We start from the raw sequence: 21512 nt of genomic DNA, 5'->3' as shown, positions 1-21512 counted from the left end.
GCGTTCGAAAGGCTCAGCCTTTCCGATCCGACGCGGCTTCGCTTTTCGAGCCGGGTCCGAGCCCCGGCGGGCGACACGGAAGGAGCGCGCCATGGGCCGCAAGCAGCACACCCGAAACGCCTCCGGTCCGCAGGGTCCGTCGCAACGCCAGCTTCGCGCCGGAGAACTGATCCGCCACGCCCTCGTCGAGGTGCTGCGCGAGGAAGAGATTCACGACGAGGCGCTGAAGAACGTGTCGGTGACCGTGACCGAGGTGCGGCTGTCGCCGGACCTCAAGCACGCCATCTGCTTCGTCGAACCGCTGGGCGCCGGCGTCGCCGACGCGCCGACCGCGGGTCACGTCAACGAGATCATCAAGGCGCTGAACGCCCACGCCAAATTCCTGCGCGGCGTGCTGGGCAAGCACATCGACATGAAGTTCACGCCGGACCTGAAATTCCGCCACGACGAGAGCTTCGAGGCCGCCGAGCGGCTGAACCGTCTGCTGGACGACCCCCGGGTCCGCGCCGACATCGAACAGGCGGACGAGGACGAAGACTGATGGGTCGGCGCAAACGCGGCCAGGTCATCGACGGCTGGGTCTGCCTGGACAAGCCGTACGAGATGGGCTCGACCGAGGCTGTGACCCGCATCCGGCGCCTGTTCGACGCCCAGAAGGCCGGTCACGCCGGGACGCTGGATCCGCTGGCCAGCGGCATCCTGCCGATCGCCCTGGGCGAGGCGACCAAGACCGTGCCGTTCATGATGGAGGCGCAGAAGGTCTATCGCTTCACCATCCATTGGGGCGCCTCGACCGATACGCTGGATCGCGAGGGCGAGATCGTCGCGCGCTCGGACGTGCGTCCCACCGTGGACCAGGTGAAGGCCGCCCTGCCCGCCTTCGTCGGCGAGATCGACCAGGTGCCGCCCGCCTTCTCGGCCATCAAGGTCGACGGCCAGCGCGCCTATGACCTGGCCCGCGAGGGCGTCGAGGTCGAGCTGAAGTCGCGCCGCGTCACGATTTACGAGGCCGCCGTCACCGACGCGCCGGACACCGACCACGTCGAGATCACCATGCGCACGGGCAAGGGCGTCTACGTCCGCTCCCTGGCCCGGGACCTCGCGATCGCGCTGGGCGCGGAGTGCCACGTGTCGGCCCTGCGGCGCGAGCGGGTGGGGCCGTTCTCGACGGAAAACGCCGTCACTCTGGATTCCCTGGAGGAAATGGTGCATAGGGGCGCCGCCTCGGAAGGCTTGCTTCCCGTTGCGACCGCCCTGGACGACATCCCGGAGCTGGCCGTGACGGATCAGGACGCCTTCTCGCTTCGGCAGGGACGGCCGATCGTTCTGCTCCCCAGACAGGTCGAAACGCTCAAGGGTCAGCTTCGCGCGGACTCAAGAACTGTTTCGGCGTTTCTGGGACAGACCCTCGTCGCTCTCGGTCAGTTGCGGGCCGGTCGCTTTGAACCCGACCGCGTATTCAACCTCCAATAAGGAGAACACGATGTCGATCACTGCTCAACGCAAGCAGGAAGTCATCAACGACAACGCCCGCGCTTCGGGCGACACCGGCTCGGCCGAGGTCCAGGTCGCGATCCTCTCGGAACGCATCGCCAACCTGACCGAGCACTTCAAGACCCACAAGAAAGACAACCACTCGCGTCGCGGCCTGCTCAAGATGGTCTCGCAGCGTCGTCGTCTTCTTGACCACCTCAGCAAGGTCGATCGCGAGCGCTACACCGCCCTGATCACCAAGCTGAACCTGCGCCGCTAAGCGCAGACACGCGGAACAGATTCGAGGCGCGGGCCATGTCCGCGCCTCTTTCCGCATTCAGAGACCAGCCGCGCGCCGCGGTATGTACCGGCGCATGACGCGAGGGCTGAATACCGGTCCTCAGATACTCCCGGGTTCTCCGCGATGGCGCGGCGGCCCATGGACCGAAGGACTGAACGCCCGACGCTCCACCCATTGATGGGACCCCGCGCGGAATCCGCCCGCGGGATACGAAAGACGAGACATGTTCGATATCAAACGCAAGACGATCGACTGGGCCGGCCGCCCCCTGACGCTGGAAACCGGCCGTATCGCCCGTCAAGCCGACGGCGCCGTGCTGGCGACCTACGGCGAGACCGTGGTTCTGGCCACCGTCGTCTACGGCCGCGCGCCCAAGCCGGGCCTGGATTTCTTCCCGCTGACCGTGAACTACCAGGAAAAGACCTTCGCCGCCGGCAAGATCCCGGGCGGCTACTTCAAGCGTGAAGGCCGTCCGACCGAGAAGGAGACCCTGGTCTCCCGCCTGATCGACCGTCCGATCCGCCCGCTGTTCGTCAAGGGCTTCAAGAACGAGACCCAGGTCGTCATCACCGTGCTGCAGCACGACCTCGAGAACGATCCGGACGTGGTCGGCATGGTCGCCGCCTCGGCCGCCCTGACCATCTCGGGCGTTCCGTTCATGGGCCCGATCGGCGCCGCCCGCGTCGGCTACATCGACGGCGAGTTCGTTCTGAACCCGACCCTCGACCAGCTCCCGGACAGCCAGCTCGACCTCGTCGTCGCCGGCACCCAGGACGCCCTGATGATGGTCGAATCCGAAGCCAAGGAGCTGTCGGAAGAGATCATGCTCAACGCCCTGATGTTCGCGCATCGCGGCATGCAGCCGGTGATCGACGCGATCATCGACCTGGCCGAGCACGCCGCCAAGGAGCCCTTCGACTTCCAGGCCGACGACGTCTCGGACATCGTCGCCTCGATCCAGTCGCTGGTCGGTGAAGACATCAAGGCCGCTTACACCCACGCCGGCAAGTACGAGCGCCGCACGGGCGTCGACGTGGCCAAGAAGAAGGCCGCCGAAGCCCTGGTGAAGACGGAAGAGAAGCCGGACGGCGTCGACTCCGCCAAATTCGCCACCGCCTTCAAGGAATGCGAAGCCCACGTCCTGCGTCGCGACATCATCGACAACGGTCACCGCGTCGACGGCCGCGCCCTCGACAAGGTCCGCTCGATCGTCTCGGAAGTCGGCGTCTTCCCGCGCACCCACGGTTCGGCCCTGTTCACCCGCGGTGAGACCCAGGCCATCGTCGTCGCCACGCTCGGCACCGGCGAGGACGAACAGTACGTGGACGCGCTGAGCGGCACCTACAAAGAGAAGTTCCTGCTGCACTACAACTTCCCTCCCTACTCGGTCGGCGAGACCGGTCGTATGGGCGGCGCGGGCCGTCGGGAAATCGGTCACGGCAAGCTGGCCTGGCGGGCGATCCGTCCGATGCTGCCGACCTCGGAAGAGTTCCCCTACACCATCCGTCTGGTGTCGGAGATCACCGAGTCCAACGGCTCCTCGTCGATGGCCACGGTCTGCGGTTCGTCGCTGGCCCTGATGGACGCCGGCGTGCCGCTGAAGCGTCCGGTCTCGGGCATCGCCATGGGCCTGATCCTGGAGCCCTCGGGCGAGTTCGCCATCCTGTCCGACATCCTGGGTGACGAAGATCACCTCGGCGACATGGACTTCAAGGTGGCCGGCACGCGCGAAGGCATCACCTCGCTGCAGATGGACATCAAGGTCGCCGGCATCACCGAAGAGATCATGCGCAAGGCGATCGCCCAGGCTTCGGCCGGCCGCCTGCACATCCTCGACGAGATGGACAAGGCCATCGACGGCGCCCGCACCGAGCTGGGCGAGTACGCTCCGAAGATCGAGCAGATCAAGGTTCCGACCGACAAGATCCGCGACATCATCGGCACCGGCGGCAAGATCATCCGCGAGATCGTCGAAAAGACCGGCGCCAAGATCAACATCGAGGACGACGGCACCGTGAAGATCGCTGCTTCCGAGCAGGAGAAGATCGACGCGGCCAAGGACTGGATCAAGTCGATCGTGTCCGAGCCGGAAGTCGGCACCATCTACACCGGCAAGGTCGTGAAGGTCGTCGACTTCGGCGCCTTCGTGAACTTCTTCGGCGCCAAGGACGGTCTGGTCCACGTGTCGCAACTGGCTCTGGAACGCGTCGCCAACCCGGCTGACGTCGTTTCGGAAGGCCAGGAGGTCAAGGTCAAATTCCTGGGCCTGGACGACCGCGGCAAGACCAAGCTGTCGATGAAGATCGTCGATCAGGCCACCGGTGAGGACCTGACCGACAAGATCAACGCCGAACGCGCCGAGCGCGGCGAAGCCCCGCTGTCGGAAGACACCGGCGGCCGTCCGAAGCGTGAAGGCGGCGGCGACCGCGATCGCGGCCGCAGCCGCCGGTAAGACCCGGCGTCAGTGACGGAATGAACGAGGGCCCCGGTGGAAACGCCGGGGCCCTTTTTCCTGCCCGCACCGGCGGCGCGCCGGTTGCGCAGGCGCCCGACCCGTCCGGGCGGAATAACCGGCCGCGCGCATTCCCCCTTGGAAACGCCACGATCCCGCGCTAAGTCTCTCGTGTCTCCCACCCAAAACGCACGCCTCGAACCGATCCGGTTCCTGCTTCGCGCGCGCTCAGGGCAGTGACGGTCGGGCCGGTCGCCCGTCGGACCACGGGGGCGACACCGGATTTCCGACACATCGTCAGCGGGGAAGGGCCCCGAACGAGCGGAAGACGAAACCCCAGGACGGATACCGAGCCAGACGCCCGGTCCGCCCCCACCATCAAGGCACGGTAGCGTCCGATGAGAGATTTCAAGGGCATGAAGCGTCAGCGCGGACGCAACAGGAAGCCCGGCGGCGGCAATAACAACGCCAACGCCACAAACCCGAACCGTTCCTGGGACTCGCAAGGTCCCGAGAACATCAAGGTCCGCGGCAACGCCCAGACCGTCTACGAGCGCTATATGCAGCTGGCGCGCGACGCCTCGGCCGGCGGCGACCGCGTTCTGGCCGAGAACTACACCCAGCACGCCGAACACTATTTCCGCGTCCTGCGCGCCCTGCAGCCACAGCGCTCGGTCTCCGAGATCGCGCAGCGCGAACTGGCCGGCCAAGGCTTCGACATCGATTTCGAGGACGAATCCGGCGCCCAGGCCGCCGCCATCATGGCCGCCCAGCAGGCCGAGACCGACCGGATCGCCCAGCAGGAGGCCCGCCAGCGCGAGGCCGAGGAACGCCAGAACGACCGCCAGGGCGACCAGCCGCGCCGCGAATGGCGCGACCGCGACGATCGCGAGCCGCGTGAACCCCGCGAACCGCGCGCCGAGGGCGCCGCTCCGGCCGCCGAGGGCGAAATCCGCGAAGGCGGCCGCCGTGAAACCCGCCGCGAGCGCTGGGAGCGCCGCCGCGAGGAACGCAACCGCCGCTTCGAGGGCGAAGAGGGCGAAGGCGCCGCGAACGCCGAAGCCGCCGCCGAGGTCCGCGAGGAACAGCCCGCTTTCGAACGCGAGCCCGAGGCCGCCGCCCCGGAACGCACCCGCGAGCGTCCGGCCCGTCGTCCGCGCCGCGAGGAGACCGAGGACGAGGCTCCGTCCGCCCTGCCCGGCTTCCTGACCCGTTCGGCCGCGCCCGTCGCCGCCGCCGCGCCGTCGGAGCCTGTCGAGGCCGCCGGCGACGAGGCCCCGGCCCCGAAGCGCCCCCGCGCGCCGCGTCGCAAGGCCGAGGCCCCCGCCGACGAGGGCTGAGCCCTTCGGACGACTGCGCCCCGCAGGGGAACGGCGGCTCGCCGAACCCCGGCGTCAGGCGAGGAAGCTTGACGTCGGCGACGCATACTGGCCCTTAAAGGCGGTCCGGGTATCGAGGACGTCCATGCTTCGTCTGTTCCGTCTTTCGGTGATCGTCTCCGTCGCCGCCGCCGTGCTGGCGGCGTGCGCATCGACGCCCCCGCCGCCCCCGCCTCCGCCGCCGCCGATCGCCACGCCGGGCGGCTCGACCGAGGGCGTGCTGCGCGACTGGCGCAGCATCATCACCCGCTTCGACCGCGACCGTTACAATCGCCGCGACGCCGCCTGGACGCTGGCCCTGCAACAGGCCCGGCGTCAGCCAGGCTCGGGCGACCTGCGCCCGCTCGGCGACCTGATCGTGCCCGGCGCCCAGCGCCCGCTGGTGACGCCGCCGCCCGGCGACTACCGCTGCCGCACCGTCAAACTCGGCTCCCAGGGGGGCGAGGAAGGACTGGGCTATGTCGTTTACGGCTGGTTCGCGTGCCGCATCGAGCAGACGCCGAACGGACTGAAATTCACCAAGCTGACCGGCAGCCAGCGGCCGTCGGGCCTGCTGTTCCCCGAGAACGAGCGTCAGATGGTGATGCTGGGCTCCATGGCCCTGGCGTCCGAACCGGCCGCCAACTCCTACGGCCAGCGCCCGGACCGCGATCTGGTCGCCGTGCTGGAGCGGATCGGCGAGCGGCGCTGGCGGCTGGTGATCCCGTGGCCGCAGAACGAGTCCAATCTGGACCTGATCGAACTGGTTCCCGCCGCCCCGCGGTGAACCCGAACGGGTTCCGACCGTTGGGATGGGCTCAGTCTTGTGGAGCCTTGCCGATGCGGACCCTGACCGCCGTCGCCGCCCTCGCGGCCCTTCTGTCCGCCTGTGGCGCGCCGACGCCGTCGCCCGAAGAGTCCGGCGGCGCCGTCGACCCGACGACGACCACTCCGACGCCCGAAGCGGCGGGCACGCCTCCGTCCGGAATGCCGACGCCGACCGCGCCGCCCGCCGCCGGCGAGCAGGGCGGTTCCAGCGACTGGCGCACGGTGGCCAATGCCGACGACGCCTCCCGGCTCGGGCGACTGGATCAGGCGTGGCGTCTCGGCCGGGCAGAGGCCGAGGACAAGGGCTTCGCCGAGAAGGTCGAGGCCCTCGGGCCGCTGGTCGATCCGAACGCCGGTCAGGCCGGACGCCTGCAGCCCGCGCCGGGGACCTATCGCTGCCGCAGCATCAAGCTGGGCTCGCACGACAATGCCGGCCTCGCCTATGTGGAATACCCCTGGTTCCGCTGCACCATCGAGCTGACGCCGGGCGGCGACCTGATCCTGACCAAGACGACGGGCTCGCAACGTACGCGCGGCCTGCTTTATCCGGACACGGATCGTCGCCTGGTCTTCATCGGCGCCCAGGCCCTCGGCGCGGATGAGACGAGCTATCCCGCGTACGGCGCCCAGCCGGTCCGCGACCAGGTCGGCGTCTTCGAACGCATCGGCCCGGAACGCTGGCGCCTGGCCATCCCCTGGCCGAAGGTGGAGTCGAAGCTGGAGATCCTCGAACTGGTGAAGTGAGGCTGGTCAGAAGGGGAGGAAAGCCTCTCCTTCCGGCCTCAGACCTTCGTCAGGCGCAGGTCGTGGAAGTCGTAGCTGAAGTCCGCGTCCGGGCTGACCGCCTTCATGGTCGCCGAAACCGGCGCGCCGTTCTCCAGCACGAAGGTGATGAACGTGTCCTCTTCCCGCCGGTCGGTGAAGCGCGTCCGCATGGTTTCGCCGTCGAAGGCTTCCAGCGGGCCGCTCAGCGACGGGGTGCGGGAGAAGGCCAGCCACAGGCCGGTCTTGCGGTTGCGGCCGCGGCCCGTCGCGCGGGTCTCGATGACGATGTCGCCGTACCAGGGATCGCGCCAGGCGCCGGCGTAGGCCTCGAGCGGCAGGGACGGCGGGGCGCCGGCGGCCTGTTTGGCGTCGATCTCGGCAGCGGCCTTCAGCGAGTCCGCATTTCCTTCCGTGGTCAGACGAACGGCGTCGGCGACCCAGTCGAAGCCGTCCTTGCCCATGACGATGTCGGCGATGCCGCTGCGCAGGGCGCGGGTCAGCTGGCTTTCCTCGGCATTGGTGAAATAGCTGAAGCCGGCGTTGCGTCCGGGCAGCAGCACCGTGCCCGAGAGGAAGCCCGGGGCCCCGCCGCCGTGGGTGATGAAGCGCTCGCCGCGATAGTCCTGCACCTGCCAGCCGGTGGCGTAGGTGGCGGCGATGGCGCGGCCCGGCAGCTCCGCCGTCGGCCCGGCCGAGTTGGAGATGATGATGTTGGGCTTCCACATCTCGTTGGCGCGCGCCTCGGACCACAGGCGGGTGCCGTCGGGCAGTTGTCCCTTGGCCAGCTGGACGGCGATCCATTTCGACCAGTCGACGGGGTTGGTGACGAAGCCGCCCGCGGCGCCGGCCGCGGCCCAGTCCCAGACCTCCTGGATCGACTGGCCGATGGTCTGCATCTCGCCCTGGTAGCGCAGCGGCGGCCCGATGCGGCCGTGCGGCAGGGCCGAGGTCGCCGGGTCGGCGGCGGTCATCAGCGGCAGGGTCTCGGTCATGCCCAGCTTGTCGAGGATGCGGGTCTGGACGAACTGCTCCCACGGCATGCCCGAGGCGGCGGCGACGACCTCGCCGGCGACCACGAACATCAGGTTGCAGTAGTTGTAGGTGGTGCGGAACTGACCCGCGATCGGCACATGCGGCACCGCCTCCATGATCTGCGCGCGCGTGCGGTCGCTGTTGGGCCAGAACAGAAGGTCGCCGGCGCCGAGGCCGAAGCCGATGCGGTGGCTGACCAGGTCGCGCACTGTGACCATGTCGTTCAGCTCGGGCTTCGACAGGCTGAAGCCGGGCAAGTACGTGCGCACCGGCTCGTCCCACTTCACCTTGCCCTCGTCGATGAGGATGGCCAGGGCGGCGCAGGTGACGGCCTTGGTGTTCGAGGCGATGGCGAAGCGGGTGTGCTCGTCGATCAGCGCCTTGTCGCCCTTCTTCCGCACGCCGTAGCCGCGGGTCAGCACGGCCTGGCCGTCCTTGACCAGGGCCACCGAAACGGCCGGCTGATCCGGGAAGGCGGCCATGGCGCGCTTCACGAAGGCGTCGACCTGGTCGGCCAGGGAGCCGCTGTCGTTCGCAGGGGTCTGCGCCCGGGCGATCGACGGCAGGGCGGCGGCGCCGGCGACAGACGAAACCAGCGCGCTGCGGCGCGTGAGGCGGATGGACATGGAGACGCTCCCGACGAACTTGCGGGGCGGACGCTAGCCCGGAGCGCGCCCGTCGTCATCCCCTGGGCGGGGGACGCAGACGGATGTTTGGGCGATGTCCAGAGAAGGCGACCAAAAAGTGACCGTCACTGTAGAAACTGTAATGAAATGAAGAAGATGTAACTCGGCCCGCGCCGTACGGCCTGTTAGCTGGACGGTTCGGGGGAACGGCAGCGCTTCCCTCATGCTGACCGGTGGGGGCCATGCCGAACCTGAAACTCATCCTGCTCGCAGGCGTCGCCCTGACGCTGCCCGCCGGCGCCGCGGCCGCCCAGACGCAGCCCGCCCCCACGCAGCCTCCGGCCCAGCCCGCACGGCCGGCCGGGACGGAGGAAGCGCCCGCCGCCCTGGAAGAGGTGGTGGTGCAGAGCCGCGCGACGGACATCCGCACCTCGATCGACTCGACCAGCTACAGCCTGAAGGATGACCTGCAGGCCCAGACCGGCACCCTTGCCGACGCCCTGCGCAACGTGCCCTCGGTGGACGTCGACCCCCAGGGCAATGTCTCGCTGCGCGGCGACGGCAACGTCACCATCCTGGTCGACGGCCGTCCGTCCGGCGTCTTCTCCGGCGAGAGCCGGGCCCAGGCGGTGCTGTCCCTGCCCGCCGACCAGTACAGCCGCATCGAGGTGATGACGAACCCGTCGGCGGCCTACAGCCCCGAAGGCTCGGGCGGCGTCATCAACCTGATCTCCAAACCCAACGCCGCCAAGGCCGGCGCCGTCTCCACCGGCTCGGTGCGCGCCAACGTCGGCGGCGGGGGCCGCTGGAACCTGGGCCTCAACGGCTCGACGACGCGGGGCGACCTGACCCTGTCCGGCGACGTCGGCACGCGTCACGACCTGGCCCGGCAGACCTTCGACCGGGTGCGCGAACAGCTGAACCCCGTCACCGGCGACCTCATCAGCACCACGCACCAGACCCAGGACGTCGACGGCGACTCCGACGTCCATTTCGGCCGACTGAACGCCGAATACCGCCTGACCGAACAGGTCCAGCTGACCGGCGAAATCCGCGGCAATCTGATCGACACCGGCGGCCGCGGGCTGGAGGTCTACGACACCACCGACGCGGCGGGCGCGCCCGTCAGCCTCTACACCCGCGACGGCGGCTTCGGCTTCGAGGGCGACAATCTCGGCGCCACCGCCCGCATCCTGCGCCGCTTCGGCGGCGAGCAGGGCCACGACTGGACCACCGAGCTGCGGGTCGACCGCAATCGCGGCCATTTCTCGATGGATTCCGCCTACGACTACGATCTGCCTGTCGCGCCGGCGGCGTTCGAGACGATCGACAACCGCAACCGGCTGATCCTGACCGGCTTCTCCAGCGCCTACGTCCGGCCGATGCCCGACGCCGGCAAGCTGCGCACCGGCTATGAGCTGGAAATCCGCGACTCGGCCTTCGACAACGCCGCCAGCCGCGGCCCCTCCCCCGACGCCCTGGTGCCGGACCCCTTCGTGACCAACCGGTTCGAGGTCTTCCAGCAGGTCCACGCCGGCTACATCACGTATGAGCGGCCGTGGGGCGACCTGTCGGCCCAGTTCGGCCTGCGTCTCGAATACGCCGATGTCGAGATGAACCAGGTCACCACCGACATCCTGACCAGCCAGCACTATTTCCGCGCCTATCCGACCCTGCACGTCAGCTACCAGCTGACCGAGGCCGAGCTGGTCCGCGGCAGCTACAGCCGGCGCATCCAGCGCCCGGTGCCCTTCCTGCTGAACCCGTTCACCAGCTACCAGGACCCGCTGAACCTGCGCTCGGGCAACCCGGACCTGGAGCCGCAGGAGACCGACGCCTTCGAGCTGATGTGGCAAAAGCGCGCCGGCCAGACCTTCTACCAGGCCACCGCCTACTACCGCGACACGCAGAAGGCCTTCACCGAAGTCGCCACCGACATCGGCGGCGGCGTGCTGCTGACCCGGCCCGAGAACCTCGGCTCGCGCCGCGACTACGGCGTCGAAGTGGTGGCCAACGGCAAGCTGCACGAGACCCTGCGCTACAACGCCAGCCTCAACCTGTTCCGCCAGGAGATCGACGCCGCCGGCATTCCGGGCGGCCAGGATCGCTCGGGCACGGTGATCACCGGCCGCGCCACCCTGAACTGGCAGCCGACGCCCGAGGACTTCGTCCAGCTGTCCGGCCTGTACCAGGGCGACCAGCTGCTGGCCCAGGGCGAGCGCGAGGCCGGCGGCATGCTGAACCTCGGCTATCGCCGCAAGCTCAGCGAGACCCTGGCCTTCCAGCTGACCGTGCGCGACCTGCTGGACGACTTCGGCGACGTCACCACCTACGACACCCCGACCTTCACGGACCGCACCGAGCGCACCTTCGGCGGCCGCGCCTGGTACGTCGGCCTGACGTACAGCTTCGGCGGCGGCCCGCGCCGTCAGCAGGATCCGCAGTTCGACTTCTCGGCGCCCCAGACGGGCGGCTGATCAGCCCAGCCGCCGGCTGACCTCGGCCCGCTCGGCCGGCGTCAGGTCCAGGACGGCGGCGGCGCGGTATTTCTCCAGCGCCTCGCGCTGCTTTCCGGTCGCCTCCAGCGCCCGGCCCCAGGCCAGTTGCAACCCGCCCCAGCGCGGCGCGCGTTCGGCCGCGGCGCGATATTTGCGGATCGCCCCGCGAGGGTCGCCGCCGGCGGCCAGGGCGTCGCCCTCGAACTTCAGCGGATCGGCCCAGCGCGGGGCCCTTTTCGCCGCCTGACGGAACAGGGCGATCGCGCCGGCCCGGTCGCCGCGCCGCAGCTTCGCCTCGCCCCAGGCCTGTTCGGCGCGCGGCAGCGACGGCCCCATCCGCACGGCGCGGGCGAACCAGCGATCCGCCCCCGCGCGGTCGCCGCGCAGTTCCGCGATCTTCCCCCGCGCAATGGCGCAGCGGTAGCAGTCCGCCCCGGGCGTCGAGAGCAACTGCTCCACCGCCGCCCCATCCATTCGCGCCAGCACCGGCGCCAGGTCGATGGACCAATAGGCCACGCTGCCGGCGCCTACGGCGTGCCAAGCATGGCGATCACCTCGGCGCCGAGACGCTGGACCGCCGCGGCGTCGCCCCGCTCAGAGGCCTCGACGAAATCGATGAGCAGGGCGGCCTGCGGAATCGCCCGAGAGGTCCCGTCGATCGGCGCCCGCGCCCGGCGCGCGCCGCTCACGTCATGCAGCCTGAGCCGGGCCTCCGCCGCGTAGTAGTGGGCGTTGACGCCGTTGTTCGCGTAGTCCGGCAGGCCGGTCATGATCGTCGCCTCCGCGGCGGCGGTGGCGAAGTCGCCTGTGGCCTCCGCGATGGAGGAGCGCACATTGTGCAGCACCTGTCCCTGCGACGCCTCCGTCACCCTGGGATCGCGCCGGCGCATCGCCCGCTCGGTCAGCCGGTTTTCCGCCAGCAAGTCCTCGTCGCGGCCCATTGCGAGGAGGGAGTCGCTCACGTTCCAGCGCGCCTTGTGGAAGGTGGGATCCAACTCCAGCGCCTGCCGGGCGAGGGTCTCGCCCAGAGCCGGATCGTTGGCGTCCAGCGCGTTCACGGCCTGCCCCACCAGCGCCCACAGCCGCTCGGTCCTGTCCGTGGACGCCGCCAGTTCGGCGAGAACCGGTGCGTCCATCCCGTTGCCCCTTCGGCTCACCCAGACGGCGTAACGGTAGGGTTGGGACTGCCGGTAGGCGGCCTCGGCCGACTGGTCCAGCAGCCGGTTCAGATCGGACTCCGGGCCGCTGACGGTGACCCCTGGCTGAGATCCGACCCGCACGGTGATCGCCAGCCCGTCGGCGGTGCGCACGACATCGCCGGTCAGTCGCGTCTCACGGCCCAGGCCGGCGCGCAGGGCGCCCCAGAGCTCGCCCGCCGACATGCCGGTCTGGGGCACCTCGACGGCCAGGTCGTCGCCCCAGTTGTTGCTGTAGCTGCTGGGCGCGCGCGAGCTGTCGGTCGCCGCCTGCATGGCGCTGAGCCGGTCCAGCAGCCGCGCCGCCAGCACCGATCCGTCCATCCCCTGCGCCGCCATCTCCGGCGGCACGCCCAGCGGCTCGACCACCAGCCCCTGCGCATTGCGCGCCGCCAGCAGCACCGCGCCCGCGCCCAGCACCAGCAGCATCACCGCCGCCGCCAGGGTCATGTCGCGCACCGCCTTGATGCGGTTCCTGAAGCGTTCGTTGCGGGCGAGGCCGATCTGCTCCTCGGCCAGGCGGATATGACTTTCCAGCAGCCGCCGGGCCGCGCCTTCTGGCGGCGCGCCCGTGGCCTCGGCCTCCATCGCGATCTCCACCGCGTCCGGCGTCGTCGGCTCGTCGCCGGCCGATCCCGCGCGCGTTTGCGCCTCTTCGAGCATGCTGTCCCCCGCAGTCCCGGCGGGAAACTGCCATGCTCCGGCGTCGATGAACATCGTTCACATGCAGTACGTCTTGCGGCCCCGGCCCTGTGCGCCCACCTCCCTCGCAACCGGACGGCGCGTTGCTTGCTTGTGAGGATGCAACCGTCCGCATTCCGCCTCATCAGGGGAAAGCATGAACCTCGATCTCTATTCCGACCGCGCCAAACAGGCGGTGCAGTCCGCCCAGTCGCTGGCGCTCGCCCGCCGTCATCAGCAGTTCGCGCCCGAGCATCTTCTGAAGGTGCTGCTGGAGGAGCGCGACGGCCTGGCGCGCAATCTGATCACCGCCGCCGGGGGCGACGCCGCGAAGGCGGAGACCGCGGTCGAGACCGCGCTGAAGAAGCGCGCCCAGGTCTCGGGCGGCTCCGGCCAGCTCTACCTGGACGGCGACACCGCCCGCGTCTTCGCCGCCGCCGAGGAGGCCTCGAAGAAGGCCGGCGACGCCTTCGTCACGACCGAGCGACTGCTGTCGGCGATCGCCCGCGAGGGCGGGGTCGCGGCCGAGGTGCTGAAGTCGGTCGGCGTGACCGCCGACAAGCTGGACGCCGCCATCAACGAGGTCCGCAAGGGCAAGACCGCCGACAGCGCCGCGGCGGAAGACGCCTATGACGCCCTGAAACGCTACGCCCGCGACCTGACCCAGGCCGCCGCCGACGGCAAGATCGATCCGGTCATCGGCCGCGACGAGGAGATCCGCCGCACCATCCAGGTGCTGGCCCGCCGCACCAAGAACAACCCCGTCCTGATCGGCGAGCCCGGCGTCGGCAAGACCGCCATCGTCGAGGGCCTGGCCCTGCGCATCGTCAACGGCGACGTGCCGGAAAGCCTGCGCGAGAAGAAGGTCATGGCGCTGGACATGGGCAGCCTGATCGCCGGCGCGAAATACCGCGGCGAGTTCGAGGAGCGGCTCAAGGCCGTGCTGAACGAGGTCTCGGCGGCCGAGGGCGGCATCATCCTGTTCATCGACGAGATGCACACCCTGGTCGGCGCCGGCAAAGGCGACGGGGCCATGGACGCCTCCAACCTGCTCAAGCCCGCCCTGGCCCGCGGCGAGCTGCACTGCGTCGGCGCCACCACGCTGGACGAGTACCGCAAGCACGTCGAGAAGGACGCGGCCCTGGCCCGCCGCTTCCAGCCGGTCTTCGTCGAGGAGCCGTCGGTGGAGGACACGGTGTCGATCCTCCGTGGACTGAAGGAGAAGTACGAGGTCCACCATGGGGTGCGCATCTCGGACTCGGCCATCGTCGCCGCCGCCACCCTGTCCAACCGCTACATCACCGACCGCTTCCTGCCCGACAAGGCCATCGACCTGATCGACGAGGCCGCCAGCCGCGTGCGCATGGCCGTCGACAGCAAGCCCGAGGCGCTGGACGAGATCGACCGCCGCCTGGTGCAGCTGAAGATCGAGCGCGAGGCGCTGAAGAAGGAGACGGACAACGCCTCGCAGCTGCGTCTCGACAAGCTCGAGGACGAGATCGCCGACCTGGAGGGCCAGTCGGACGACCTGACCGCCCGCTGGAAGTCGGAGAAGGAGAAGGTCGGCCAGGGCGCGCAACTGCGCGAGACGCTGGACCGCCTGCGCGCCGAACTGGCCGCCGCCCAGCGCGCCGGAGACCTGGGCCGCGCGTCCGAGATCGCCTACGGCCAGATCCCGCAGATCGAGCGCCAGCTGGCCGAGGCCGAGGCGGCCGAAAAGGACCCCGCCAAGGCGGGTCCGCTGACGCCCGAAGTCGTCGACGCCGAACAGATCGCCCAGGTCGTCAGCCGCTGGACCGGCGTGCCGGTCGACAAGATGCTGGAGGGCGAGCGCGAGAAGCTGCTCAAGATGGAGGACGCCCTGCGCGGTCGCGTGGTCGGCCAGGACGAGGCCCTGACCGCCGTCGCCGATGCGGTGCGCCGCGCCCGCGCCGGCCTGAACGACCCCAACCGCCCGCTCGGCTCCTTCCTGTTCCTCGGGCCCACGGGCGTCGGCAAGACCGAGCTGACCAAGGCCCTGGCCGAGTTCCTGTTCGACGACGAGCACGCCATCACCCGCCTCGACATGAGCGAGTATATGGAGAAGCACTCGGTCAGCCGCCTCATCGGCGCCCCTCCGGGCTACGTCGGTTATGACGAGGGCGGCGCCCTGACCGAGGCCGTCCGCCGGCGGCCCTACCAGGTCGTGCTGTTTGACGAGGTCGAGAAGGCCCACCCGGACGTCTTCAACGTCCTGCTCCAGGTGCTGGACGACGGCCGCCTGACCGACGGCCAGGGCCGCACCATCGACTTCCGCAACACCCTGATCATCATGACCAGCAATCTGGGTTCGGAGTATCTCGCCAGCCAGGGCGAGGGCGACGACGTCGAGACTGTGCGCCCCATGGTCATGGAGTCGGTCCGCGCGCACTTCCGCCCCGAGTTCCTGAACCGCATCGACGAGATCATCCTGTTCCGCCGCCTCGGCCGCGACCAGATGTCGGGCATCGTCCGCATCCAGCTGTCGCGGTTCGAGAAGCTGCTGGCCGACCGCCGCCTCACCCTCTCGCTCGACGACAGCGCCGCCGCCTGGCTGGCCGACAAGGGCTACGACCCGGTCTACGGGGCGCGGCCGCTGAAGCGGGTGATCCAGAAGGAGCTGGTCGACCCGATCGCGCGGAAGCTTCTGGCGGGCGAGATCGAGGACGGGAGCGTGATCGCCGTGTCAGCGGGGGCGGACGGGCTCAGCATAGGCAAAGCCCAGGTTCACTAGCCTCTCCCTGCTATCGTCATTCCGGGCGAAGGCGCGCGTCCGCGCGCCGGAGACCCGGAACAGGGCGGCGCCGTAGCGTAGCGGAGGCGACATGGATCCCCACCTGCGCCCGTGACAGCTTCGCGCTCCCGCGCGCCGCCATGTTCCGGGTCTCCGCTGCGCTGCGCCCGGAATGACGAAAGCGAAAAAAGCGCATAGGTTGTGCGGATGGAGACCCATCGCACCTTCATCGCCACCTACATCATGGCCAATGGCCGGAACGGCGCGACGTATCTGGGGATGACGTCGAACCTGACTGCGCGCGTGTGGAAGCACAAGACAGGGGCTTTTGAAGGCCACTCGAAGGCCAAGGGCTGCACCCGCCTCGTCTGGTTCCAGCGCTTCGCCTGGGTCACCGAGGCGATCCGGCGCGAGAAGCAGATCAAGAAATGGCTGCGCGACTGGAAGTTGAAGCTGATCGAGGACGCTAACCCCGACTGGCTCGATCTCGCCGCGGACTGGTACCCGGTCAACGACCCCGACTGGACCCCGCCGCCCGAGGTGGACTAGTTGAAGAACCGCCACCCGGCCCATGCCAGCAGCGCGCCTATCGACAGCGCGAAGAAGGCCAGGTTGATACGGATGTCCCACCGGGCCCGGGGCAGGGTGTGTTCCGGGTAGTCCACCGGCCACCACCGGGTCCGCGCGGCCTCAGTGAGCATGGCCAGGGTCACCGGAATGCGCGTGACCCGCTGGTTCGGCGGCTTGAAGAACACGCCGCCGAAGTTCTGTCCTTCCTCTTCGTGGTGGAAGTACCAGAGGTAGTTCGCGGCATCGACGCCGAACCGGTCGACGAACGCGTCCATGAACTCGGAGGCGTCATCGCCAGTGATGCCAAGCACATCGAACAGGTCGACGTCGTCCGCCAGAGGCGGCGTCGCCCCCCGGAAGTCTTCGACAAATGCCAGCACGGCGTCGCGCATCGCGCTCATGGCGATAGTTCAGTCCGCCCCCAACACCGGCATCACCTCCACCCCGTCGCAGGGGAAGATCGTCATGTGCGGGTGGCCTTCGAACAGCTTCACGGCCGCCTCGTGGGACTCCGCGCGGACGACCATGAAGACGGTCAGCAGGTTGACGACGTCGGTCACCTCGCCCGCCGCCGAGATGCGCTTCGTGAAGCCCAGCGGGCCGCCCTGGTGGACGATGACGTCGCGGTGGGCCTCGTCCCAGGCGAGGACCGCCGGGATGCCGATCGCCTGTTTCGCCGCCTTCTCCGCCTCGGTCAGCGCGTACCAGGCCTGCCATTGCGGGCCGGTCTTGTCGCTGGTGAAGACCGCCAGGTAGTGGCCGTCGGTGCTCATGCGGTTCTCCCGGGTGCAGGCGGAGGATAGGCCCGGCCGGGAGAGCGCGTCCAGGCGCCCTTCCTTTCGTCATCCCGGCGAAGGCCGGGACCCAGCGGCGCCGAAGCGCAGCGGAGGCGAAACCCCACACGCCGGCGCTTCCGACAGCTTCGCGCTCGCGCGCGCGCCGCTGGGTCCCGGGGTTCGCTGCGCGCCCCCGGGATGACGAAAGCATGGAGAAGCCGCTAACCTGCGCCCATGTGCGCCTCCTTCCAGGCCCGGTTCAACGTCACCCAGCTGGTGAAGGTGTTCGCCGATGCGCGGGCGCCGTTGCTGTTCGAGGGCGGGCTGCCGAACATCGAGCCGGTGGACGAGGTGCGGCCGACCGATCCGGCGCGGGCGGTGCGCGCGCTCGCCGGCGATCAGGCGGAGCTGGCGCAGATGCGGTTCGGGTTTCCGCCGCCGGCGCCGAAACGTCCGCCGGTGATCAATTTCCGCAGCGAGGGGCGGCGCTTCTCGAACGGGCCGAACGGCGGGCGCTGCCTGGTGCCGGTGTCCGGCTTCTACGAGTTCACCGGCGACAAATATCCCAAGACGCGCTGGCTGCTGTCAGGCGTGGACCAGCCCTTCCTGGCGCTGGCGGCGATCTGGCGGGCGGGGGCGGACGGGGCGCCGGACGCCTTTTCCCTGCTGACGGCCGAGCCGGGGCCGGACGTGGCGCCGTATCACGATCGCGGGGTGCTGCCGCTGGCGCCCGATCTGTGGGCCGACTGGCTGTTCGACCGACGCCCGGCGGAGGAGCTGCTGGCCCCGCCGCCCGCGGGCGTGCTGAAGGCCGAGGCGGCGCCCCGGCCCTGAGGTCTACATCTTGGGGATCGGATTGGTGCGCGGGTCGGGGCCGTTGGTGACGACGCGGTCACGGTCGGACAGGTCCTTGACCACGATGACGTTTTCGAAGCCCGCCGCCTCGAACAGCGCCTTGACCTGCGGGCCCTGGTCCCAGCCGATCTCGACCGCGAAGGTGCCGCCGGGCTTGAGGATGCGCATGATCTCGGGGGCCAGTTCGCGATAGGCCTCCAGCCCGTCCGGGCCGCCGTCGAGGGCCAGGTGCGGGTCGTGGTCGCGGACCTCGGGATCCAGGCCGGGGATGTCGCCGGACGGGATGTAGGGCGGGTTGGAGACGACCAGGTCGAAGCTGTGCTCGCCGAAGCCGGCGGCCCATTCGGTGCGGATGAAGTCGCAGCGGTTGTCGAGGTCGAGGTTGGCGGCGTTCTCGCGCGCCACGGCCAGGGCCTCGGTCGAGACGTCGGTGCCGACGCCGCGGGCGCCGGCCCGCTCGGCCAAGGTGGCCAGCAGGATGGCGCCCGAACCGGTGCCGAGGTCGATCAGGGTGAAGGCCTGGTGCGGCTGGAAGGCCAGCATGACGACGTCGAGGATGGTCTCGGTGTCCGGGCGGGGGCTGAGCACGTCGGGGGTGACGTTCAGCATGATCTTCCAGAAGCCCTTGCGGCCGAGGATGCGCGACACCGGCTCGCGCTTCAGGCGGCGGTCGATATAGCCGTCCAGCAGGGCCTGCTGGTCGGGGGTCACGACGCGGTATGGGTCGGCCAGGATGTCGGTGCGCGAACAGCCGGCGGCGACCTCCAGCAGCAGGCGGGCGTCGATCGACGGGCTGTCGATGCGACCGTCCTTGAGCCGGGCCTGCGCGGCCTTCCAGGCGGTGAGCAGGGTCGGGGCGGCGGGGGCGGCTTCGGTCATGGCCCCCGATTGGCGCGCCCGGCCGAGGATTTCAAGCGCCGCGGCGCCGGAACGTCCCGCCAGCGCAGCCGTTCTGGCGCGGATGCAACGACAGTCGGGACATCGGGGCGGTATCGGCCTGCGCGGGGTGATGGGCGCCGTCGCGGCGGGTCTGGCCGCGGGCGCGGCCGGGGCCCACCTGGTCTATCGCCACGGCCACAAATACGGGCTGGAGCTGCGCCGCCCGCGCCCTGAGCCTTCGCCGCCGCACATCCCCACGCCCGCGGATTTCGAGGCGAAGGAGCCCGGCCGCGGCCGCACCGCCCAACGCCCCGAGCAGATTCCGCACAAGGGCTGGACCGACATCTTCTGGCGCTGGGGCGCGTCCTATTTCGGCGACCGGGTGGGCTTCATTTCCGGCGGGGTGACCTTCTTCGTCCTGCTGTCCCTGTTTCCGACCCTGGCCGCCTTCGTCACCGTCTATGGGCTGTTCGCCGATCCGAACCAGGCGGTGGAGCGGCTGTATTTCCTCTATTCGGTCATGCCCCAGGGGGTGGCCGAGTTCCTGTCGGGCGAAATGCAGCGCCTGGCCGAGAACTCGAACTCGCAGCTGACCTTCACCCTGTTCTGGACCGTGCTGCTGTCGCTGTGGACCGCCAGCGGGGCGGTGAAGGTGCTCTTCTACGGGCTGAACATCGCCTACCACGAGGTCGAGAAGCGCCACATCGTGAAGTACAACCTGATGTGCCTGGCCATCACCCTGGCGGGCCTGGTGGCGGTCGGGATGTCGGGCGTGCTGGTGGTCGGCGTGCCTCTGGTTCTGGGCGTGCTGGGCGTCGGCGCCGAGTTCGCCCACCTGGCGCCGCTGCGCTGGCCCCTGCTGCTGGTGGTTTATGGCGCGACGCTCACGCTGGTCTATCGCATCGGGCCCTGCCGTCAGAAGGCGCGCTGGCGGTGGCTGACGCCGGGCGCGATCGCCGCATCGCTGATGAGCCTGGGGCTGTCGCTGTTCTTCAGCTGGTACCTGCAGACCTTCGTCCGCACCGCCTCCTACGGCCCGCTGGCGGCGATGATGGGCTTCCTGCTGTGGACCTGGCTGAGCGTGCAGATCATCCTGATGGGCGCCGAGCTGAACGCCGAGATCGAGCACCAGACGGCCATCGACACCACCACCGGCGAACCCTTGCCGATCGGCGAGCGCGGCGCCGTGGTGGCCGACACCGTGGGTCCGAGACGCGGCAACCCCGCGGCCCTGGCCTTCACCCTGAAGCACGCCGAAGCCCTGTCGGACCGGCTGCTGAGGCGGAAGATCAGGCCGCCGGAGAGCTGACGCGAATTTCCCCTCGCCTCCCCTGCGACATTTTGGCATGTACCGCGACAGGGGGAGACACCAGTCCATGTTCGTTCGTCTTTTCGCCGCGCTCGCCGCGGCGCTTTCGCTGTTCGCCGTCACGCCTGCGCTGGCGTCGCCCGCCGCCGAGGCGCCCACGCCGGAACAGGCCGAGCGCCTTCAGCAGCTGCAGGCCATCGTCGACAGCCTGCACCCGCAATACGACACGGTCGTCGTGCGTCAGGCCGACGTCACGCTGAACCTGGGCAAGGCGTACTATTTCCTGAACGCGGAAGAGGCGAAGCGCGTCCTGACCGAGGGCTGGGGCAACCCCGCCGACAGCGTCACGGACGTGATCGGGATGATCTTCCCGGCCGACAAGCTGTTCGTCGACGACACCTGGGGCGCGGTGCTGACCTATTCGGCCGACGGCTACGTCTCGGACGCCGACGCCAACAAGATCAAGCCGGACGAACTGCTGACCCAGCTGCGTCAGGGCGAGGACCAGGACAACGCCGCGCGCCGCGAGGCCGGTTTTTCGACCATCCATCTGGTCGGCTGGGCGCAGCCGCCCGCCTATGACGCGCAGAAGCACAATCTGATCTGGGCCAAGGAGCTGTCGTTCAGCGACGCCGGCGGCGCCCCGAACACCCTGAACTACGACGTCCGCGTGCTGGGCCGTCGCGGCGTGTTCAGCATGAACCTGGTGACCGGCATGGAGCACCTGGAGGCGACCCGCGCCGACGCCAACCGCCTGATGGCCACCGCCACCTTCAACGAAGGCGCGCGCTACACCGACTTCAAGGAGGGCGTCGACAAGAAGGCGGCCTATGGCGTGGCCGGGCTGATCGCCGGCGGCGCCGTGCTGGCCGTGGCCAAGAAGGCCGGCATCCTCGGCATCCTGTTCCTGATCCTGAAGAAGGGCGGCGTCTTCCTGATCGCCGGCGCCGGCGCGGCCTTCGCCTGGCTGCGCAACATGTTCGCGGGCAAGAAGGGCGGCGAGTTCCGCACCGCCTCGGCGCGCGTCGCTCCGGCCACGGTCGACGCCGAGCCGGACCCCGGCCTGGCCCCGATCGTCCAGGACGAGACGCCGCCGTCGACGGACGAGCGCGACAAGCCGCTCTAGATCGAAATCAGACGATCAGCCCGTCCCTGCAATGC

19 protein-coding genes are annotated in these 21512 nt (G+C 69.6%); 13 read left to right on the top strand and 6 right to left on the bottom strand.

The genetic code is table 11. From position 1 onward, the window contains the following. The first annotated feature begins 91 nt into the window (after positions 1–91). The 7 genes from rbfA to GGR12_RS02790 all read left to right on the top strand — a co-directional run bounded on the left by rbfA (position 92) and on the right by GGR12_RS02790 (position 7156). Positions 92–541, top strand: a complete 450-nt coding sequence (rbfA, locus tag GGR12_RS02820) for a 30S ribosome-binding factor RbfA (RefSeq protein WP_183202680.1) — start codon at positions 92–94, stop codon at positions 539–541. After that, the gene (gene truB / locus GGR12_RS02815; protein ID WP_183202677.1) at positions 541–1473 is read left to right on the top strand and encodes a tRNA pseudouridine(55) synthase TruB; all 933 of its coding nucleotides are present in this window, start codon (positions 541–543) and stop codon (positions 1471–1473) included. The genes rbfA and truB overlap by 1 nt, the downstream gene beginning before the upstream one ends. Before the next feature lie 10 nt (positions 1474–1483). Continuing rightward, positions 1484–1753: a 30S ribosomal protein S15 gene (gene rpsO / locus GGR12_RS02810; protein ID WP_183202675.1), complete on the top strand. Its 270-nt coding sequence runs from the start codon at positions 1484–1486 to the stop codon at positions 1751–1753. Between the two features lie 244 nt (positions 1754–1997). Next, positions 1998–4226 carry a polyribonucleotide nucleotidyltransferase gene (gene pnp, locus GGR12_RS02805; protein ID WP_183202667.1) on the top strand — a complete coding sequence of 743 codons (2229 nt, stop codon included), beginning with the start codon at positions 1998–2000 and terminating at the stop codon, positions 4224–4226. 398 nt (positions 4227–4624) lie between these two features. After that, positions 4625–5566 (top strand): DUF4167 domain-containing protein, encoded by a 942-nt coding sequence (locus tag GGR12_RS02800; RefSeq protein WP_183202665.1) that lies wholly within the window; start codon positions 4625–4627, stop codon positions 5564–5566. Positions 5567–5690: 124 nt separating this feature from the next. Next, positions 5691–6371 (top strand): DUF4893 domain-containing protein, encoded by a 681-nt coding sequence (locus GGR12_RS02795; RefSeq protein ID WP_183202662.1) that lies wholly within the window; start codon positions 5691–5693, stop codon positions 6369–6371. Between the two features lie 53 nt (positions 6372–6424). After that, positions 6425–7156: a DUF4893 domain-containing protein gene (locus GGR12_RS02790; protein WP_183202660.1), complete on the top strand. Its 732-nt coding sequence runs from the start codon at positions 6425–6427 to the stop codon at positions 7154–7156. Positions 7157–7194: 38 nt separating this feature from the next. Here the strand turns inward: GGR12_RS02790 and GGR12_RS02785 are convergent, their stop codons facing one another. Then, complete coding sequence (locus tag GGR12_RS02785; RefSeq protein WP_183202658.1) at positions 7195–8835, bottom strand: serine hydrolase; 1641 nt, start codon at positions 8833–8835, stop codon at positions 7195–7197. 242 nt (positions 8836–9077) lie between these two features. Here GGR12_RS02785 and GGR12_RS02780 point away from each other — a divergent pair, with 242 nt between their 5' ends. Continuing rightward, complete coding sequence (locus tag GGR12_RS02780; protein ID WP_183202656.1) at positions 9078–11312, top strand: outer membrane beta-barrel family protein; 2235 nt, start codon at positions 9078–9080, stop codon at positions 11310–11312. On the opposite strand, the gene GGR12_RS02775 is transcribed toward GGR12_RS02780, so the two are convergent. Beyond that, positions 11313–11849, bottom strand: a complete 537-nt coding sequence (locus GGR12_RS02775; protein ID WP_183202654.1) for a tetratricopeptide repeat protein — start codon at positions 11847–11849, stop codon at positions 11313–11315. It abuts the gene before it with no gap. Positions 11850–11860: 11 nt separating this feature from the next. Then, on the bottom strand, positions 11861–13192 hold the full coding sequence (locus GGR12_RS02770; RefSeq protein WP_183202652.1) for a tetratricopeptide repeat protein: 1332 nt from the start codon (positions 13190–13192) through the stop codon (positions 11861–11863). A 175-nt stretch (positions 13193–13367) separates the two neighbouring features. Between GGR12_RS02770 and clpB the strand changes: the two genes are divergently transcribed. Both clpB and GGR12_RS02760 read left to right on the top strand, forming a co-directional pair. Next, positions 13368–15962 (top strand): ATP-dependent chaperone ClpB, encoded by a 2595-nt coding sequence (gene clpB, locus GGR12_RS02765; RefSeq protein WP_183202649.1) that lies wholly within the window; start codon positions 13368–13370, stop codon positions 15960–15962. Between the two features lie 207 nt (positions 15963–16169). Next, positions 16170–16511 (top strand): GIY-YIG nuclease family protein, encoded by a 342-nt coding sequence (locus GGR12_RS02760; protein WP_183202647.1) that lies wholly within the window; start codon positions 16170–16172, stop codon positions 16509–16511. Here the strand turns inward: GGR12_RS02760 and GGR12_RS02755 are convergent. Then, on the bottom strand, positions 16508–16933 hold the full coding sequence (locus tag GGR12_RS02755) for a DUF1493 family protein (protein ID WP_183202645.1): 426 nt from the start codon (positions 16931–16933) through the stop codon (positions 16508–16510). The two genes, GGR12_RS02760 and GGR12_RS02755, sit on opposite strands and share 4 nt — an antisense overlap. 9 nt (positions 16934–16942) lie before the next feature. Further along, positions 16943–17305: a hypothetical protein gene (locus GGR12_RS02750; protein WP_183202643.1), complete on the bottom strand. Its 363-nt coding sequence runs from the start codon at positions 17303–17305 to the stop codon at positions 16943–16945. Between the two features lie 237 nt (positions 17306–17542). Here GGR12_RS02750 and GGR12_RS02745 point away from each other — a divergent pair, with 237 nt between their 5' ends. Further along, positions 17543–18142: an SOS response-associated peptidase family protein gene (locus GGR12_RS02745; RefSeq protein ID WP_183202640.1), complete on the top strand. Its 600-nt coding sequence runs from the start codon at positions 17543–17545 to the stop codon at positions 18140–18142. A 3-nt stretch (positions 18143–18145) separates the two neighbouring features. Here the strand turns inward: GGR12_RS02745 and prmC are convergent, their stop codons facing one another. Then, positions 18146–19042 (bottom strand): peptide chain release factor N(5)-glutamine methyltransferase, encoded by an 897-nt coding sequence (gene prmC, locus GGR12_RS02740; protein WP_183202637.1) that lies wholly within the window; start codon positions 19040–19042, stop codon positions 18146–18148. Between the two features lie 82 nt (positions 19043–19124). Between prmC and GGR12_RS02735 the strand changes: the two genes are divergently transcribed. Both GGR12_RS02735 and GGR12_RS02730 read left to right on the top strand, forming a co-directional pair. Next, positions 19125–20351, top strand: a complete 1227-nt coding sequence (locus tag GGR12_RS02735) for a YihY/virulence factor BrkB family protein (RefSeq protein ID WP_183202635.1) — start codon at positions 19125–19127, stop codon at positions 20349–20351. A gap of 67 nt (positions 20352–20418) precedes the next feature. Further along, positions 20419–21477, top strand: coding sequence for a DUF2167 domain-containing protein (locus GGR12_RS02730; protein ID WP_183202632.1), 1059 nt, complete (start codon positions 20419–20421; stop codon positions 21475–21477). Positions 21478–21512: the final 35 nt, after the last annotated feature.

The sequence above is a fragment of the Brevundimonas lenta genome (assembly GCF_014196335.1).
GTDB lineage: Bacteria > Pseudomonadota > Alphaproteobacteria > Caulobacterales > Caulobacteraceae > Brevundimonas > Brevundimonas lenta.
The sequence above is the reverse complement of the archived record's forward strand: the minus strand, read 5'-3'. Positions and strand labels throughout refer to the sequence as shown.

Excerpts from the sequence above, each read along its gene's own strand:
- rbfA (WP_183202680.1), top strand. The coding sequence starts at position 92 with ATGGGCCGCAAGCAGCACACCCGAAACGCCTCCGGTCCGCAGGGTCCG.
- truB (WP_183202677.1), top strand. The coding sequence starts at position 541 with ATGGGTCGGCGCAAACGCGGCCAGGTCATCGACGGCTGGGTCTGCCTG.
- rpsO (WP_183202675.1), top strand. The coding sequence starts at position 1,484 with ATGTCGATCACTGCTCAACGCAAGCAGGAAGTCATCAACGACAACGCC.
- pnp (WP_183202667.1), top strand. The coding sequence starts at position 1,998 with ATGTTCGATATCAAACGCAAGACGATCGACTGGGCCGGCCGCCCCCTG.
- GGR12_RS02800 (WP_183202665.1), top strand. The coding sequence starts at position 4,625 with ATGAGAGATTTCAAGGGCATGAAGCGTCAGCGCGGACGCAACAGGAAG.
- GGR12_RS02795 (WP_183202662.1), top strand. The coding sequence starts at position 5,691 with ATGCTTCGTCTGTTCCGTCTTTCGGTGATCGTCTCCGTCGCCGCCGCC.
- GGR12_RS02790 (WP_183202660.1), top strand. The coding sequence starts at position 6,425 with ATGCGGACCCTGACCGCCGTCGCCGCCCTCGCGGCCCTTCTGTCCGCC.
- GGR12_RS02785 (WP_183202658.1), bottom strand. The coding sequence starts at position 8,835 with ATGTCCATCCGCCTCACGCGCCGCAGCGCGCTGGTTTCGTCTGTCGCC.
- GGR12_RS02780 (WP_183202656.1), top strand. The coding sequence starts at position 9,078 with ATGCCGAACCTGAAACTCATCCTGCTCGCAGGCGTCGCCCTGACGCTG.
- GGR12_RS02770 (WP_183202652.1), bottom strand. The coding sequence starts at position 13,192 with ATGCTCGAAGAGGCGCAAACGCGCGCGGGATCGGCCGGCGACGAGCCG.
- clpB (WP_183202649.1), top strand. The coding sequence starts at position 13,368 with ATGAACCTCGATCTCTATTCCGACCGCGCCAAACAGGCGGTGCAGTCC.
- GGR12_RS02760 (WP_183202647.1), top strand. The coding sequence starts at position 16,170 with ATGGAGACCCATCGCACCTTCATCGCCACCTACATCATGGCCAATGGC.
- GGR12_RS02755 (WP_183202645.1), bottom strand. The coding sequence starts at position 16,933 with ATGAGCGCGATGCGCGACGCCGTGCTGGCATTTGTCGAAGACTTCCGG.
- GGR12_RS02750 (WP_183202643.1), bottom strand. The coding sequence starts at position 17,305 with ATGAGCACCGACGGCCACTACCTGGCGGTCTTCACCAGCGACAAGACC.
- GGR12_RS02745 (WP_183202640.1), top strand. The coding sequence starts at position 17,543 with ATGTGCGCCTCCTTCCAGGCCCGGTTCAACGTCACCCAGCTGGTGAAG.
- prmC (WP_183202637.1), bottom strand. The coding sequence starts at position 19,042 with ATGACCGAAGCCGCCCCCGCCGCCCCGACCCTGCTCACCGCCTGGAAG.
- GGR12_RS02735 (WP_183202635.1), top strand. The coding sequence starts at position 19,125 with ATGCAACGACAGTCGGGACATCGGGGCGGTATCGGCCTGCGCGGGGTG.
- GGR12_RS02730 (WP_183202632.1), top strand. The coding sequence starts at position 20,419 with ATGTTCGTTCGTCTTTTCGCCGCGCTCGCCGCGGCGCTTTCGCTGTTC.